At 71.2% G+C, this 16,076-nt stretch carries 17 protein-coding genes and 1 pseudogene; 13 read left to right on the forward strand and 5 right to left on the reverse strand.

Annotated features, from left to right (window positions below):
* The first annotated feature begins 126 nt into the window (after positions 1–126).
* A complete protein-coding gene (locus ACW9J6_RS33335; RefSeq protein ID WP_457120624.1) occupies positions 127–1,854 on the forward strand; it encodes an IlvD/Edd family dehydratase in 1,728 nt (575 codons plus the stop codon).
* A 91-nt stretch (positions 1,855–1,945) separates the two neighbouring features.
* Here the strand turns inward: ACW9J6_RS33335 and ACW9J6_RS33340 are convergent, their stop codons facing one another.
* Positions 1,946–2,134: a hypothetical protein gene (locus ACW9J6_RS33340; RefSeq protein WP_457120625.1), complete on the reverse strand. Its 189-nt coding sequence runs from the start codon at positions 2,132–2,134 to the stop codon at positions 1,946–1,948.
* A 146-nt stretch (positions 2,135–2,280) separates the two neighbouring features.
* Between ACW9J6_RS33340 and ACW9J6_RS33345 the strand changes: the two genes are divergently transcribed.
* The 3 genes from ACW9J6_RS33345 (at position 2,281) to ACW9J6_RS33355 (ending at position 3,569) form a co-directional block, all read left to right on the forward strand.
* Positions 2,281–2,517, forward strand: coding sequence for a hypothetical protein (locus tag ACW9J6_RS33345; RefSeq protein WP_457120626.1), 237 nt, complete (start codon positions 2,281–2,283; stop codon positions 2,515–2,517).
* A gap of 438 nt (positions 2,518–2,955) precedes the next feature.
* Entirely contained in the window at positions 2,956–3,162 is a 207-nt protein-coding gene (locus ACW9J6_RS33350; RefSeq protein WP_457120627.1) for a hypothetical protein, read from the forward strand.
* Positions 3,163–3,440: 278 nt separating this feature from the next.
* Complete coding sequence (locus ACW9J6_RS33355) at positions 3,441–3,569, forward strand: hypothetical protein (protein ID WP_457120628.1); 129 nt, start codon at positions 3,441–3,443, stop codon at positions 3,567–3,569.
* A gap of 27 nt (positions 3,570–3,596) precedes the next feature.
* On the opposite strand, the gene ACW9J6_RS33360 is transcribed toward ACW9J6_RS33355, so the two are convergent.
* Together ACW9J6_RS33360 and ACW9J6_RS33365 are read right to left on the reverse strand one after the other, a co-directional pair.
* Positions 3,597–3,824: a hypothetical protein gene (locus tag ACW9J6_RS33360; protein WP_457120629.1), complete on the reverse strand. Its 228-nt coding sequence runs from the start codon at positions 3,822–3,824 to the stop codon at positions 3,597–3,599.
* A 136-nt stretch (positions 3,825–3,960) separates the two neighbouring features.
* Positions 3,961–4,869 (reverse strand): LysR substrate-binding domain-containing protein, encoded by a 909-nt coding sequence (locus tag ACW9J6_RS33365; RefSeq protein WP_457120630.1) that lies wholly within the window; start codon positions 4,867–4,869, stop codon positions 3,961–3,963.
* Positions 4,870–5,112: 243 nt separating this feature from the next.
* Here ACW9J6_RS33365 and benA point away from each other — a divergent pair, with 243 nt between their 5' ends.
* The 9 genes from benA (at position 5,113) to ACW9J6_RS33410 (ending at position 12,869) form a co-directional block, all read left to right on the forward strand.
* Positions 5,113–6,441 carry a benzoate 1,2-dioxygenase large subunit gene (gene benA / locus ACW9J6_RS33370; protein ID WP_457120631.1) on the forward strand — a complete coding sequence of 443 codons (1,329 nt, stop codon included), beginning with the start codon at positions 5,113–5,115 and terminating at the stop codon, positions 6,439–6,441.
* A 285-nt stretch (positions 6,442–6,726) separates the two neighbouring features.
* Positions 6,727–7,218: a benzoate 1,2-dioxygenase small subunit gene (gene benB / locus ACW9J6_RS33375; protein WP_457120632.1), complete on the forward strand. Its 492-nt coding sequence runs from the start codon at positions 6,727–6,729 to the stop codon at positions 7,216–7,218.
* Positions 7,219–7,231: 13 nt separating this feature from the next.
* Positions 7,232–8,248 (forward strand): benzoate 1,2-dioxygenase electron transfer component BenC, encoded by a 1,017-nt coding sequence (gene benC, locus ACW9J6_RS33380; protein ID WP_457120633.1) that lies wholly within the window; start codon positions 7,232–7,234, stop codon positions 8,246–8,248.
* Positions 8,245–9,048 (forward strand): 1,6-dihydroxycyclohexa-2,4-diene-1-carboxylate dehydrogenase, encoded by an 804-nt coding sequence (locus ACW9J6_RS33385; protein ID WP_457120634.1) that lies wholly within the window; start codon positions 8,245–8,247, stop codon positions 9,046–9,048. The genes benC and ACW9J6_RS33385 overlap by 4 nt, the downstream gene beginning before the upstream one ends.
* A gap of 33 nt (positions 9,049–9,081) precedes the next feature.
* Positions 9,082–10,017, forward strand: coding sequence for a catechol 1,2-dioxygenase (gene catA, locus ACW9J6_RS33390; RefSeq protein ID WP_457120635.1), 936 nt, complete (start codon positions 9,082–9,084; stop codon positions 10,015–10,017).
* Between the two features lie 203 nt (positions 10,018–10,220).
* A complete protein-coding gene (locus tag ACW9J6_RS33395; RefSeq protein ID WP_457120636.1) occupies positions 10,221–11,387 on the forward strand; it encodes a muconate/chloromuconate family cycloisomerase in 1,167 nt (388 codons plus the stop codon).
* 5 nt (positions 11,388–11,392) lie between these two features.
* Positions 11,393–11,671, forward strand: a complete 279-nt coding sequence (gene catC, locus ACW9J6_RS33400; protein ID WP_457120637.1) for a muconolactone Delta-isomerase — start codon at positions 11,393–11,395, stop codon at positions 11,669–11,671.
* Between the two features lie 216 nt (positions 11,672–11,887).
* Positions 11,888–12,184 carry a hypothetical protein gene (locus ACW9J6_RS33405; protein ID WP_457120638.1) on the forward strand — a complete coding sequence of 99 codons (297 nt, stop codon included), beginning with the start codon at positions 11,888–11,890 and terminating at the stop codon, positions 12,182–12,184.
* 403 nt (positions 12,185–12,587) lie between these two features.
* Positions 12,588–12,869 carry a hypothetical protein gene (locus ACW9J6_RS33410; RefSeq protein WP_457120639.1) on the forward strand — a complete coding sequence of 94 codons (282 nt, stop codon included), beginning with the start codon at positions 12,588–12,590 and terminating at the stop codon, positions 12,867–12,869.
* Positions 12,870–12,931: 62 nt separating this feature from the next.
* Here the strand turns inward: ACW9J6_RS33410 and ACW9J6_RS33415 are convergent, their stop codons facing one another.
* Both ACW9J6_RS33415 and ACW9J6_RS33420 read right to left on the reverse strand, forming a co-directional pair.
* On the reverse strand, positions 12,932–14,911 hold the full coding sequence (locus ACW9J6_RS33415) for an O-linked N-acetylglucosamine transferase, SPINDLY family protein (RefSeq protein ID WP_457120640.1): 1,980 nt from the start codon (positions 14,909–14,911) through the stop codon (positions 12,932–12,934).
* Positions 14,912–15,182: 271 nt separating this feature from the next.
* A pseudogene (locus ACW9J6_RS33420) lies at positions 15,183–16,076 on the reverse strand (hypothetical protein); the annotation flags it as partial.

The following is a 16,076-nucleotide window of genomic DNA, read 5'->3' on the forward strand; positions in this document are numbered from 1 at the left end:
CATTGTCAATAACCACAGGCGCCATTGGGCGAAACAACGCTCTTCATGCCGCGGACTGGCTCGTTTTATTGACAATGTGGGTGACCGCCGTAGAAGCGGACGGAGGCGGATGGCGGGAGGCGCGGGATGACGGGCGACACGGGCAAGGGCTTGCGCAAGGGGCTGACCAGCTACGGCGATGCAGGCTTCTCGCTGTTCCTGCGCAAGGCCTTCATCAAGGCGATGGGCTACTCGGACGACGCCCTGAACCGGCCGATCGTCGGCATCACCAACACCTACAGCGACTACAATCCTTGCCACGGCAACGTCCCGGCCCTGATCGAGGCGGCCAAGCGCGGGGTGATGCTGGCCGGCGCGATGCCGATGGTGTTCCCCACCATCTCCATCCACGAGAGCTTCGCCCACCCGACCTCGATGTTCCTGCGCAACCTGATGGCGATGGACACCGAGGAGATGATCCGCGCCCAGCCGATGGACGCCGTCATCGTGATCGGGGGCTGCGACAAGACCCTGCCGGCCCAGGTCATGGCCGCCGCGAGCGTCGACCTGCCGACCGTCGTGGTCCCGGTCGGCCCGATGGTGGTGGGGCACCACAAGGGCGAGGTGCTGGGCGCCTGCACGGATTGCCGCCGCCTCTGGGCCGCCCACCGGGCCGGCGAGATCGACGAGGCCGAGATCGAGGTGGTCAACGGCCGCCTCGCCCCCTCGGTCGGCACCTGCATGGTGATGGGCACCGCCTCCACCATGGCCTGCATGATCGAGGCGATGGGCCTCGCGCTGCCCCTCTCCGGCACGATTCCCGCGCCGCACGCCGAGCGGATCCGCCTCGCCGAGGCGAGCGGGCGGCGCGCGGCCGAGATGGCGGTGACGGGAGGCCCGCGCCCGAGCGAGATCATGAGCCCGGCCGCGATCCGCAACGCGCAGGTGGTGCTCCAGGCGATCGGCGGCTCGACCAACGGGCTCATCCACCTCACCGCGATGGCGCGCCGGGTCGGGATCGACATCGACCTCGCAGCATTCGACGCGGTCGGCCGCGCGGTGCCGGTGCTGGTCGACCTCAAGCCGTCCGGCGACCATTACATGGAGCATTTCCACCATGCCGGGGGCGTGCCGCGGCTGCTCGCCGAACTCGGCGGGCACGTCGCCCTCGACCTGCCGACGGTGGCGGGCGGCACCCTGCGGGACGTGGTGGCGGCGGCCGAGACCGTGCCGGGCCAGACGGTGATCCGCCCGGCCGCCGCGCCGATCAAGCCGACGGGCGGGCTCGCCGTGCTCACCGGCAACCTCGCGCCGCGGGGCGCCCTCATCAAGCACGCGGCGGCGAGCGAGCGCCTGATGCAGCATACCGGCCGGGCTCTGGTGTTCGAGTCGGTCCCCGACATGGCGGCGCGGATCGACGATCCCGACCTCGACGTCACGGCCGAGGACGTGCTGGTGCTGCGCAACGCCGGCCCGAAAGGCGCGCCGGGCATGCCGGAGGCGGGCTACCTGCCGATTCCCAAGAAGCTCGCCCGCCAGGGCGTGAAGGACATGGTGCGCCTGTCGGACGCGCGGATGAGCGGCACGGCCTTCGGGACGATCGTGCTGCACGTGACGCCGGAAGCGGCGGTGGGTGGGCCGCTGGCGCTGGTGCAGAGCGGGGACCGCATCCGCCTCGACGTTCCGGCCCGGCGCATCGATCTGCTCGTCGCGCAGGACGAACTCGACCGGCGGCGGGCGGAGCTCGCCCCGCCGGAGCGGCCGGACTGGGCGCGGCGGGGCTATGCCCGCCTGTTCCACGACACGGTCACGCAGGCGGACGAGGGCTGCGACTTCACCTTCATGGAGCCGGACGGGGGGAGCGGACGGGCCTGACCGGCGGGGCGTGCCGGCCGGCGCGAGCGGGCATCGCGGCGCGCGGGCGCGGGGCTCGACCCGCGCGGATGCGGCGGAAGGCCGGTCGGGCTCAGGTTCCGCCGCGGTCCCTGAGGTCGAGGAGGCGGCGGGCGGCGACATCGCCGGCCGCGCCCGACAGGGTGCGGCGCTTCCATGCCTCCACCAGGGTGGAGTCGGTGAGCGGCAGGCCCGGGGAGAGGACGCTTCGCAGGAGACGCCTGGCGACGGCGGCGGCGGGCAGATCGGGGTGCTTCGGCATGCGACAGAGTCAGCGCCTCCGTCGTTAACACGCAGTGTGTATCTGACGGTTGCACAACCTGGGCCGATGCTTCGCGATCGGCGCGCGGCCGGAACGGTCACCGGGCATCCGCCGTTCTCCTCCCCACGAAACCTTGGGAGGTCACCATGAGGATGCTCGTTCTTCCCGTCGTTCTTGCCGCCGCCGCCGTCGCGAGCGCCGCCCCCGCCGAGGCGCGGGGCTGCCTGAAGGGTGCCCTGGTCGGCGGCGCGGCCGGCCACTTCGCGGGCCATCACGGCGTCCTCGGGGCGGCCGCGGGCTGCGCCGTCGGACGCTGGCACGCCAACCGCACCAGCGCCGGGACCCCGAGTTCCCGGACGACGAACGTCTCGCGCAGCTACTGACGCCCTCCCGGGAGCCCGTCCGCCGCGGACGGGCTCCCGGTCGCCGATATCCCGAGGGCCGCACACATGTCCGTGATCGGGCCGCCATACCGCGCGGCCGCCCCGGCCGGTGCCGCGCCCTCGACGGGGTGATTCGCGGCGCGCGGCGCTCATCGGGCCGCCCGCCCCGTGCCGACGAGCCCCTGTGCGGCGCAGCACAGCGGACCGGCCCGCGACACCGCAGAACCGATCCCGCGCATCGAAGAGCGCCGGTCTCATCCGACGAGCGGATGCGTAGCCACCTGCGGAGATGGAACCATCCTGACCGGGTCGACATTTCCGCAGGGCCGAGCGCCAGTGATGACTCGCGCTCGAAGCAGACTTGGCGCTCCATCGTCAGCGAAAGGTTCTCCGGATCTGCACGATCCATCGGATCATCTCGCCTTCGAGGATTCAGCAATGGACACCGATAACCCGGCCCGGACGGTCGCCTTGCCGCACTCGATGCCCACCAATAAGCCGTTTACAGAGAAATATTCACTTACAAACCTGATAAACTCAGGCGTGACGATCGCCCTTCTGGTCTTAGCGTTGCCTCTTACGCTTTTGTGGGCCGCATTTCTCTGCTGGATTGCCTTTCGCTGCGCACAATTCTTCCTGTTTTAGCAGTGTGCGCCGCAGCAAAGCCGGCGCTTTCGTTGTTTCAACCGGGGAAGCCAGGGAGAAATGGTGCACAAAATGTGAGCGATTGGAACTTGCGTGAGCTCGGGCACTTGGATCTTCGAATCCGTCGACGTAGGTAGGAACTACGTAGCTGTCCGGGTACAACGATGCTCTACGTCTGTTTCGCCGCTCTGGGATGCGCTGCCGGGCTGACCCTCCGTTGGCCTGGCCTGCTCGTCATCGCGAGCCTGGTCCCGACGGCCGTAGGCGTCGCCGGCGCCGTGCACGCCGTCCCCCTGACCACGACACTGACCGAGGCCGTGATCGCCGTCCTGGCGCTCGACCTCGGCTACACGATCCCGCTCCTGGCCTGCCTCGCCCCCAGCCTGTGGGACGCGTCGCGGACCTGACGCGGGGCCGGCGGGACGCGCGGTGCGTCAATGCGCGCTCGCGTGCCACTCCGCCCCGAACCGCGCCGACACGGGTCGCGTGGCGCGCGCGCGGACGGTCGCCGCGGACCGGGAGCCGAGAGCGATCGCCGTCAGCGCCGCGCACAGGCTTCCCCCGAGCGGTGCGGCCAGGATCGCCGCGATTCCCCCTTCGGGCCAGAACAGGGCCGCCGTCACCGGCCCACCGACCAAAGCCGCCATCACAATCGCAAGCATAGAGACTCCCTCTCGGCTGCCTTTCCGGATCAACCAGGCGCCAGTCGGACGGTTCCAATCAGCAGATCCGAAGACACCGTCGCGATGGACTTCCTCCTGATCGGAGCGTCGTGCCGACTGGACTGCGAAGCCTGGTTTAGACGCCGAATGCCAGCCCTTCCCGGTCGTAATCCTCGCGGACGCAGTCGAGGATCAGGCCGATCTCGGGCGAGGGATCGTCCCTGCGGTAGCTCATGATGACCGGGATCAGGGCCTTCTCCTCGTCGAGGGGCCGGTAGGCGACGCCGTCGCGGCGCAGGCGCTCGACCGAGGCCGGCACCACGCAGGCGCCGACCTCCGCCGCCACCAGCCCGAGCGCGGTCTGCAATTCGCGCACCTCGTGGATCACCGGCGGGCGCACGGCGAGGTCGCGGAACAGGGCGAGGATGCGGTCGGCGTTGTTGGGCCGTGCGCCCTTCGGGTAGACGATCAGCGGCGTCCCGGCGAGGTCGCCGAGCTTGAGGGCGTGGCGCCCGTGCGCCGGCGCCCAGGTCGTCGGCACGGCGACGATCATGCGCTCGTTGCGCAGGAGCACGCGCACGATGGCCGGGTCCTCGATCTCGACGCGCCCGAAGCCGACGTCGATGCGGCCCTCCTTCAGCGCCGCGATCTGCTCCAGGGTCAGGAGTTCGAGGAGCGTCAGGTCGACGTCCGGGCGCTTGAGGCGGTAGCCGCGGAGGATCTCCGGCAACCGCCCGTAGAGCGTCGAGGCCACGAAGCCGACCCGGAAGCGGTTGCGCTCGGTCAGGCGCAGGCGCCGGCCGGTCTCGCGCAGGTCGTCCACCCGCTCCAGGATCTGCAGCGCCTGCTCGAAGATCAGCCGGCCCGGCTCGGTCAGCCGCAGCGGGCGCGCGCCGCGCTCGATCAGGTCGAGGCCGAGCTCCTCCTCGAAGTGCTGGACCTGCTTGCTCAGCGCCGGCTGGGCGACGTGCATCGTCTCGGCGGCGCGCGTGAAGCTCTGCTCGCGGACGACGGCCACGAAGTAGCGCAGGTGCCGGAGCTCCACTCATTCCTCCCGGGAATATTTTCGTTCCCCATCAGTCTTGGACGCCGGCGGAGCCCCTGTCTAGAACGAGAACAAGAGGAAACGCCGGGAGCGAGCGAGACTCGCCGCAGGGCCGAGACGGCCGCGTCGCGCATCACGCCCAGCCCCGACACGAGAGGACGATCCCGAGCCGGCCGCGCCCCGCGCGGACCGGCAACGGTCCTCCTCGCTCTCACAACGGGCCGTCAGGGCCGGGAGGATGTCATGCTGGATCATCTGCATCACGTCGTGGAGGACGCGGTCGAGGAGAACCCGGAGACCGGGACCTATCGCTGCCGGCGCGACATCTTCACCGATCCCGATATCTTCGAACTGGAGATGCGCCACATCTTCGAGGGCAACTGGATCTACGTGGCGCACGAGAGCCAGATCCCGAACCCCAACGACTATTTCACGACCTTCATGGGCCGCCAGCCGGTGGTGGTGACCCGCGACCGCAAGGGGGCGCTGCACGCCTTCGTCAATGCCTGCAGCCACCGCGGCGCCATGGTCTGCCGGCACAAGCGCGGCAACAAGGCGACCTTCACCTGCCCGTTCCACGGCTGGACCTTCAGCAACGGCGGCAAGCTCCTCAAGGTCAAGGACCCGGAGGGCGCGGGCTACCCCGAGAGCTTCAACCGCGACGGCTCGCACGACCTGACGCGGGTGGCGCGTTTCGAGAGCTATCGCGGCTTCCTGTTCGGCAGCCTCAACCCCGACGTGAAGCCGCTGACCGAGCATCTCGGCGAGGCGACGAAGATCATCGATATGATCGTCGACCAGTCGCCGGACGGGCTCGAAGTGCTGCGCGGCGCCTCGACCTACGTGTTCGACGGCAACTGGAAGCTCCAGACCGAGAACGGCGCCGACGGCTACCACGTCTCGGCGACCCACTGGAACTACGCCGCCACGACGAGCCGCCGCAAGGAAGCGCCGGTCGAGGACAAGACCCGCGCCATGGACGCGGGCGGCTGGGCCAAGCAGGGCGGCGGCTTCTACTCCTTCGCGCACGGCCACCTGCTGCTCTGGACCACCTGGGCCAACCCGCAAGACCGGCCGAACTGGGACCGGCGCGAGGAACTCGCGGCGACGCACGGGCAAGCGATGGCGGACTGGATGATCAGCCGCTCGCGCAACCTTTGCCTCTACCCGAACGTCTACCTGATGGACCAGTTCTCCTCGCAGATCCGCACCTACCGGCCGATCGCGGTCGATAAGACCGAGGTGACGATCTACTGCATCGCTCCGCGCGGCGAGGCCGCGGAGGCGCGGGCGCGGCGGATCCGGCAGTACGAGGACTTCTTCAACGCCAGCGGCATGGCGACCCCGGACGATCTGGAGGAGTTCCGCGCCTGCCAGATCGGCTACGGCGGCCGGGCGGCGCGCTGGAACGACCTCTGCCGCGGGGCGACCCACTGGATCGAGGGCGCCGACGAGGGTGCGCGGGCGATCGGCCTGAAGCCGCTGCTCAGCGGCGCCAAAACCGAGGACGAGGGATTGTTCGCGATCCAGCACCGCTACTGGATGGAGACGATGCGCCGGCACCTGCCCTAGGGGACGCGCCGGCGACCCCTCCCCCCTCTGCGGAGCAGGCCGGGAGAGGGGCGGCGCGACGCTTCTCCAGGGAGCGCCTTTCACGACGGTCCCCGTTCTATCCTGAAGCGTGGTTCCCCTCTCCCGCCCCGGCACGAGTGCTTCGCACTCGCCGCGGGGCACCCTCCCCCGCAGAGGGGGGAGGGTTCGGGCGGGAGCCCGCCCTCGAACCCCTCGACACGAACCACGACGGCGCCGGCCCCCACCGGGGCGCCGCACGCGCCCGCACGCCCGGAGGAAACCCCGATGTCCCTCACCCTGGAGCAGGTCCAGCAATTCCTCTACCGCGAGGCCCGCTACCTCGACGACCGCGACTTCGACGCCTGGCTCGCCCTCTACGCCCCGGACGTCGAGTTCTGGATGCCGTCCTGGGACGACGACGACGCCCTCGTCACCGACCCCCAGCGCGAGGTCTCGCTGATCTACTACGACAGCCGCTGCGGGCTGGAGGACCGGGTCTTCCGCATCCGCACCGAGCGCTCCAGCGCCACCAGCCTGCCGGAGCCGCGCACCTCGCACAACATCTCGAACGTCGAGATCCTCGACCAGGACGAGGTCTCGTGCCGGCTGCGCTTCAACTGGCTCACCTTCAACTACCGCTACAAGACCGTCGACACCCATTTTGGGACGTCGTTCTACACGCTCGACACCCGCGGCGGCACGCCCCTGATCAAGAACAAGAAGGTCGTTCTGAAGAACGACTACATCCACCACGTCATCGACATCTATCACATCTGAGGAGGACGCCGTGATGAGCAGCGTCGCGCTCAACTTCGAGGACGGGGTCACCCGCTTCATCGCCTGCCGCCCCGGCGAGACGGTGGCGGACGCCTCCTACCGCCTCGGGATCAACATCCCGCTCGACTGCCGGGACGGCGCCTGCGGCACCTGCCGGGTGAAGTGCGAGTCCGGACGCTTCGATCCCGGCAGCTACATCGAGGACGCGCTGAGCGAGGAGGAGGCGGCGCAGGGCTTCGGCCTCGCCTGCCAGATGCGCCCGAAGACCGACCTCGTGCTCGCGGTCGCCGCCGCCTCGAACCTCTGCAAGACGGGCAGCGCGACGCATGAGGGCCGGATCGCGGCAATGCGCCGCCTGTCCGACACCACCTTCGGGCTCACCGTCGAGACCCCGGAGCCGATCGGTTTCCTGCCGGGGCAATATGTCGGCATCGCGGTGCCGGGGAGCGGCCAGGCGCGGTCCTACTCGTTCAGCTCGGTCCCCGGCAGAACGCGGGCGGAGTTCCTGATCCGCAACATCCCGGGCGGGCTGATGAGCACCTACCTGGCGGAGCGCGCCGCGCCCGGCGCCCCGCTCACCCTGACCGGCCCCTCGGGCAGCTTCTACCTGCGCGAGATCCGGCGGCCGGTGCTGATGCTCGCCGGGGGGACCGGCCTCGCGCCCTTCCTGTCGATGCTGGGCCGGATCGCCGAGACCGGCAGCGCGCATCCGATCCACCTCGTCTACGGGGTGACGCACGACGCCGACCTCGTCGGCCTGGAGGCCCTGGAGGAGGCCGCCGCCGCGATCCCGGGCTTTCGTTTCGCCACCTGCGTCGCCGCGCCCGAGAGCGCGCATCCGCGCAAGGGCTTCGTCACCGAGCACCTCACGCCCGAGCACCTGAACGGCGGCGACGTCGACACCTACCTGTGCGGCCCGCCCGCTATGGTCGAGGCGGTGCGCCGGAGCTTCGCGGAGCGGGGCATCGCGCCCGCGAGCTTCCACTACGAGAAGTTCTCGGCGAGCGGGCCGGTCGGGGGTGCGGCGTGAGCGCCCCCCGGGACATCGTCTCGCCGGGGCGCTTCGCCGGCAAGGTCGCGGTGGTGACCGGCGCCGCGCAGGGCATCGGCCGCGAGGTGGCGCTCCGGCTCGCCCGTGAGGGCGCCGCCCTCCTCCTCACCGACCGCTCGGAGATCGTCGAGGAGACCGCCGCGGCCGCGCGCGACCACGGCGCCGCGGCAGGCGTGCTGCTCGCCGACGTGGAGCGCTACGAGGAGTGCGAGCGGGTGATGGCGGCGTGCGTCGAGCGCCACGGGCGGCTCGACGTCCTCGTCAACAATGTCGGCGGCTCGATCTGGTTCAAGCCCTTCGCCCACTACGCGCCGCACGAGGTCGAGGCCGAGATCCGGCGCTCGCTCTTCCCGACCCTGTGGTGCTGCCGGGCGGCGCTGCCTCCCATGCTGGCGGGCGGGGGCGGCAGCATCGTCAACGTCTCGTCGGTGGCGACGCGCGGGATCAACCGCGTGCCCTACGCCGCCGCCAAGGGCGGCGTGAACGCGCTCACCGCCTGCCTCGCCTGGGAATATGCCGACCGCGGCATCCGGGTGAATGCGGTGGCCCCCGGCGGCACCGAGGCGCCGCCCCGGCGCATCCCCCGCAACCCCGACGCCCCAGACGCGCAGGAGCGCGCCTGGATCGCCGAGGTTGTGGCCCAGACCAAGGCGTCGAGCCTGATGGGCCGCTACGGCACGGCCGCCGAGCAGGCCGCCGCCATCCTGTTCCTCGCCTCCGACGAGGCCTCCTACGTCACCGGCGTCACGCTGCCGGTGGCGGGAGGCGACCTCGGCTGAGACCCGAACCCCGACCCAGAGAGGAAACGCCCCATGACCACCACCGCGACGATCACCGATTCCCCGGAAGCGCAGGCCCTGTTCGACAAGGTCGCGGGCCTCGCCACCGACGACGGCAATCCGCGCATCAAGCAGGTCGTGCGCCGCGTCGTCGAGGACGCCTGCCGGATCATCGAGGATCTCGACGTCACGCCGAGCGAGTTCTGGACGGCGATGAACTACTTCACCGAGACCGGCCGGGCGAACGAGTTCGGGCTGCTGATGCCGGGTCTCGGCATCGAGCACTTCATCGACTTGTGCCTCGACGCCAAGGAACGGGCGGCCGGGATCGCGGGCGGCACGCCGCGCACCATCGAGGGGCCGCTCTACGTGGCGGGCGCGCCGCTCGCCAAGGGCGAGGCGCGCCTCGACGACGACCCGGAGGACGGCGAGGTGCTGATCGTCGAGGGGCAAGTGACGGGCCGGGACGGCGCTCCGCTGCCGGGCGCCATCGTGGACGTCTGGCACGCCAACACGCGCGGCAACTACTCGGTCTTCGACGCGGGCCAGAGCACCTGGAACCTGCGGCGACGCATCGAGACGGACGGACAAGGCCGCTACCGCTTCCGCAGCATCCTGCCGAAGGGCTACGGCTGCCCGCCCGAGGGCCAGACCCAGAAGCTCCTCGACCAGCTCGGCCGTCACGGCCAGCGCCCGGCCCACATCCACTTCTTCGTGTCGGGTCCCGGTCACCGGCAGCTGACGACGCAGATCAACCTGTCGGACGATCCCTACCTGTACGACGACTTCGCCTTCGCCACCCGCGACGGGCTGGTCGCCGACGTGGTGCGCGTCACCGACCCGGCGGCGCTCGCCGCGGCGGGGCTGAACCAGCCCTTCTCGACGATCCGCTTCGACTTCGCGCTCAACCCCGAGGTCGCCCACGCCCCCGACCCGGTGGTGGTGCGCCCCCACGCCGAGGCGGCGTAGGGCCGCGCACCCCGCCGCGTCCCCTCCCCCCTCCGCGGGAGAAGGGCCGGCGCGACGCCGATCGAGGTGGCGCCCTTCACAACGCTCAGAACAATCCTGAAGCGGGGCTCCCCTCTCCCGCCCGGCTCCGCCGGGCACCCTCCCCCGCAAAGGGGGGAGGGTTCGCGTGCGCACCCCTTCCCCTCCCTCCCCCGGACACGCCCATGCTCGCCGAGACCCAGCGCCACGACCCCGCCCCGCCACCCGCCCGCGACCTCGCGGTGGCGGAGATCCGCACCACCATCGTGGACGTGCCGACCCGGCGACGGCACAAGCTCGCGCAGACCGCCGTCACCGCCCAGAGCTACGTCATCGTCCGCCTCCGCCTCGCCAACGGCGTCGAGGGCATCGGCGAGGCCGCGACCTTGGGCGGGCCGCGCTGGAGCGAGGAGAGCGTCGAGGGCATCAAGGCCACCATCGACGCCTACCTGACCCCGGCCCTGATCGGGCAGCCCGCCGACCGGGTCGTGGCGGCGGGTGCGCGCCTCGACGCGGCCGCCAAGCGCAACAACGCCGCCAAGGCGGCGCTGGAGACCGCCCTGTTCGACGCGCTCGGACGGAGCCTCGGCCTGCCCGTCGCGGCCCTGCTCGGCGGCGCCGTGCAGGACAGCCTGCCCGTCCTGTGGACGCTGGCCTCGGGCGATCCCGACCAGGAGATCGCCGAGGCCGAGGGCAAGCTCGACGCCCGCCTGCACCGCACCTTCAAGATCAAGATCGGCGCGCAGGCACCCGAGGCCGATCTCGCCCGCCTGACCCGGCTCGCGCGGGCGCTGGGAGGGCGGGCGCAGCTGATCGTCGACGCCAATCAGGCTTGGGACGAGGCGACCGCCCGGCGCTGCCTGCCGCGCCTCGCCGATCTCGGCATCGCCCTCGTCGAGCAGCCGCTGCCGGCCTGGAACGTGGCCGGGATGGGCCGGCTGCGGGCCCGCGACGACGTCCCGCCGCTGCTGGCCGACGAGTGCGTGTTCACGCCCCACGATATGCTCGCCGTGGCCGGGGCCGCCGCCGCCGACGCGGTGTCCCTGAAACTCGTGAAGCACGGCGGGCTCGTCGGGCTGCACCGGGTCGCGGCCGTGGCCGAGGCCGCCGGGATCGCGCTCTACGGGGGCTGCCTGCTCGAGAGTTCGATCGGCGCGGCCGCCCACCTCCACGCCTTTGCGGGCCTGCGCGACCTCGCCTGGGGCTGCGAGCATTTCGGGCCGCAGATCCTCACCGACGACCTGGTGACCGAGCCCCTGCGCTTCCACGACTTCGCCGTCCACCGGCCCCAGGGCTCCGGCCTCGGCGTCACCCTCGATCCCGACAAGCTGCGCCACTACGCCAGGAGCTGAACCCCATGCTGTACTGCGTCGAGATGGAGGTCGCGATCCCCCACGGCCTCGACCCCGATCACGTGGCGGCCCTGAAGGCCGACGAGAAGGCCCGCGCCCAGGACCTGCAGCGGCAGGGCCGATGGGTCCACCTGTGGCGGGTGGCCGGGCGCTACGCCAACGTCAGCGTCTTCGACGTGCCGAGCCACGACGAGCTGCACGACATCCTGTCGAGCCTGCCCCTCTTCCCCTTCATGACGATCCGCGTGACCCCGCTCGCGCGCCACCCCTCCGCCCTCGCCTGAGGTGCCGGAACGCCCCGGCCGCGCGGACGGCCGCGGCGGCACGGTGGGCGGCCTCAAGCTCGGGGCGCCGAGGGACCGGGCGAACCCGCGCGCGGCGCTCGGCCTGTCCCGTCGCTGCGCGACGCATCGGCCCCGCCTCCAGAAATGATTCCTAGCCCCTCGCGAACCCTGTCCGGCAGCGGGCGTTGATCGGCGGATCATCCTGGAGGAGTTCGGATGCGCTCGATGACCTTGGCCGCCCTCTCGACTGTCCTCGTGACGGGCGCGGCCCTCGCCCAGGCGCCCGCCGGAACCGTGGCGCCCACGACCCCCGGCCCGGCGACCACGGGCACCGTCGGGCGCTCGCCCGGCACCACCGGAACCGTGCCGGACGTCACCGTCGCGCCCGGCGGCACCGGCGCCTCGCAGATCAGCACCGACCCCGCGGCCGGAAGCAATGCCGGGCAGCCCAACCAGGCCATTCCCCAGGGAAGCGGCGGCGGCAGCGGCGGCTCGGGTGGCGGCGGCAAGTAGACCAGGAAGCGAGCGCCCTTCTCAGGAAGGGGGCCGACCGGACGACGGCCGGCGCGCCTGGGTCCCGGCTGGTGCGGCGGTGAGACGGCCGAATCGGTCGCCGGATCGGCGGCGTGTCCGGCCTGCAACACGGGCGTCCCAACGGAAAGGCAGCGCTTGCACATTGCACCGCAGCATGAGACTGTGCGGTTGCACAGCCGCGATGGCGTCGCGCCGTGCATGCCCTTCGGGGCGTTTCCTCCCTAGACTTCGGGCCGCTCGCGAGGGCGGCCTTTTTCTTGTCCGGAGCAGCGCGCCGGCGGCCCGGGGATGGCCGCGGCCGTCCTGAGCATTAAGTCCTACCTTCTCCCGCCGGACCGGCGGAGCCGGCCGTCGGGAGAGACGGCGAGAGGAGCCTCAGCGCGTGCGGATCGCCATCATCACCACCTTCGTCCTCGCCGGCCTCGGCGCGGGCGCGCTCAGTGGACCGGCCTCAGCCCTGCCGGTCGGCCCGGATCGCGGCATCGCGGCGCCGGACGGTGCCATCAGCGAGGCCAGGATGCGCCGGCATGCGCGGCACGCGCATCGCCACGGGTTCCGCGTGCGTCCGGGCGGGCGGTTCAACAACGTCACGCGCGGCGCGCCGGCCGGCTCCAGCGGCGGCAACGCCGTCACGGGCAGCACGGCCGCCCCGAGCGGACGGTGACCGGCGGCGGATGACCGCCCGCGGTGCGCCCCTGCGCGGCGCACCGCCTCGGAGCGACGGCCCTACAGGCAGGCCGGGTAGACCGCTTCGCCGCCGTAGCAGGCGGCGAAGGGGGCGAGCGACTCGCGGTAGAGCGCCCGGTAGGCCTCGTCCGTCAGGCACTCCATCTCCGGCAGGTTGAGGCCGGCGCCCACCTCGTGGCAGAGGGCGAGGCCCCGCAGCCGGGGCACCGGCAGCCTGCCCTCGGCGGCGGCCTCGGCCATCCGCGCGTAGAGGTCCTCCAGGTGGCGGACCAGGCGTGGCGTGTCGAAGAGCAGGCAGGTATCGCGGCCGGCCGCGAGCCGCTCGCGGATCGGGCGCAGCGATCCCGGATCGCGTCCGTAGGCGATCGCCCGGGCCACGTAGGCCTCGCCGCTCTCGCAGATCATCTCCGGGATCCCGGCCGCCTTGACCAGGCTGGCGCAGACCCGCGAGGCGAAGCTGCGGCCCGGCAGCGTCAGCACCGGCAGGCCCATCCACAGGGCGTCCGCGGCGGTCGTGTGAGCCCCGTACGGGAAGGTGTCGACGAACAGGTCGGCGAGCGCGTAGCGCGCCACGTGCTGCGGGTTGGCCATCTTCTCCGCGAAGACGAGGCGCTCGGGCGCCACGCCGCGGGCCGCGGCGCGCTCCCGCAGGCGCGCGTTCGTCTCGTCGCCGCCGGTGAAGAGCCACAGCACGCTGCCCGGCACATTCGCCAGGATCGTCATCCAGCGGCCGAACACGCGTTCGGTGATCTTCTGCACGCCGTTGAGCGCGCAGTAGACGAAGGCCCCCTCCGGCAGGCCCATCTCGGCGCGCGACGGGCGCCGCGGGTCGACGACGCGACGCCGGTCGTTCGGCTGGTAGCAGGGCAGCCGCACCACCTCCTCCGACACGATCCCCTCCTCGCCCGGCGGGAGGATCGTCTCGTCGGCGATGACGTAGTGGTGGTAGGGCGAGCCCATGCTGCCCGGAAACCCGAACCAGTTCGCGATGACGGGGGCCGGGCGGTGGGCGAACAGGCCGGTGCGGGCATCCTTGGTGTAGCCGTTGAGGTCGACCAGGATGTCGATCTCGTGCTGGCGCACGAGCTGCGCCGCCTGCAGGTCGCTGAGCCCGGTGAGGTCGTGCCAGTGGTCGACGGCGGCCTTGGTGCGCCGGTGCGTGGCGTCGCTGCTCGGCACGCCGCAGTAATAGGCGAAGATCTCGCAGCGGCTGCGGTCGTGCAGCTCGATGACCTCGGTCATCGCGAAGCCGACGGCGTGTTCGCGCAGGTCGGAGGAGACGTAGCCGATCCGCAGCGGGCCGGGGCGCCGGGCGCGCGGATCGACGGGATGGAGCCCCTCCCCGCCCCTCGGGGCCAACCCCACCGCGGTCTTGCAGTAGTGGTGGGCGACCGCGAGCTGGAAGATCGGATCGTCGGTGTAGCTCGCCACCGACAGCGGCGAGATCGAGGCGGCGAGGTCGCGGCGCGTCACCTTGGCGAAATCCGTCAGCACCGGCCACTTGCACTGCGCCAGGCGTTGCGCGATCCAGTGCTGGATGACGTCGGGCTGGTGCCGGTCGAGTTCGAGGGACTGGCGCAGGTAGTCTTCCGCCTGCGCGCCCTGGTGGTGCGTCTCGAGGACACGGCCGATCTGCTTGAGGGCCATGGTCTTGAAGTCGAGCGCCTCGCCGTTGAAGGCCGCGAGCGGGGTCAGGACGCCAGTCCAGGCCTCCACCGCCGCGTCGACCCGGCCGAACCGTTCCAGGGCGCTGCCGAGGTTGATCCGTGCGGCCCAGAAGTCCGGCTTGAGCTGGATCGCCTGCCGCAGCGCGTTGATCGCGCCCGGCAGGTCGCCACTCTCCGAGAGCGTCATCGCGTAGTTGAACACGGCCGCGTACAGGAACGGATCCGCCGGGTTCCAGGCGATCCAGGTCTTGTACAGATCGAGGATCATCGCGCCTTCGGACTGGCGCTTCAGCGTCTCGGCGGCCTCGATGAGACCCAGCAGGTTGATCTGATTGCCGCGGATCTGGCTCATCACCTGATCGTAGAGGGCACTCGCAATACCTTTATCCGCGGGCTTCACAAACATCACCTAGTCTCACTTGTCGGCAATAAGCGGGAGCGGTTCGCCGTCCGATAACCGCACGCGATGGTTAACAAACCGTCTCTGTCGCTGCGGAAGGCGGTTTCTGCCCTCCAGAACGGCCGCTGCGTGCTCCACACCGCCGGGGTTCGACCGGCGGCCCGGCGCCCCGCATCGCCGCCTGGCGGCGGCGACGCGGTTCGCAGGGATGCGTGGCGGGCCCTTAGGACGTGTAGGTGAGGAGAGCGTTGACTTGGCTCGACGTCATGCTCTGGATCTGCACCGAGGTGAAGGCGTTGCGCTGAACCGAGGACAGCGCGGCGATCTCGACGGTGGAGAGACCTTGGAGCTGGACCGTGCTCAGAGCGGGCAGCGCCGCCGTCGACAGGCCGCCGATCTGCGTCGTCGTGAGATGGTTGATCTCCGTCGAGGTCAGACCTCCCAGCTGGGTGGTGCTCAGCGAGTTCAGCGCTGTCGTGGTGAGCGCGTTGAGCTGCGTGTCGTTGAGCAGAGCAATCTGGCTGGATTTCAGTCCCTTCTCCTGGATCGGCGACAGGTTCGCGATCTCGGAGCTGGTCAGCGACCCGATCTGGGTCGAGGTCAGCACCCCGAGCTGGGTCGAGGTCAGGCCAGCGAACTGCGCCGTGGTCAGCTGCGCGCCGATCTCGGCCGTGGTCAGACCCGCCACCTGCGCGGTGGAGAGCCAGCCCAGCTCCGTCGCCGACAGGCCCGAGACCTGCGTCGAGGTCAGCGCGCCCACCTGCGTCGAGGTCAGGCCGCCCACCTGCGCCGAGGTCAGGCCCCCGACCGCCGCCGAGGTCAGGCCCCCGAGCTGCGTCGTGCTCAGCGCCCCGATCTGCGCCGAGCGCAGCCCGGCCAGCTCCGTATTGGTCAGCACCGCCAGCTGGTCGGTGCTCAGACCCGCCACCTGGCCGGTCGTGAGCGCCCCGATCTGCGCCGAGGTGAAGGCCTGGATCTGGCCCGCCGTGGTCAGCTGCCCGATCTCGGTCGAGGTCAGGCCGCCCAGCTGCGTGCTCGACAGCAGGGCGAGGTCGCCGGAGGTCAGCGCCTGGATCTGCGTCGAGGTGAACAGCGCCAGCTGGCTCGACTTGAGACC

This window comes from Methylobacterium sp. JK268 (assembly GCF_054052225.1).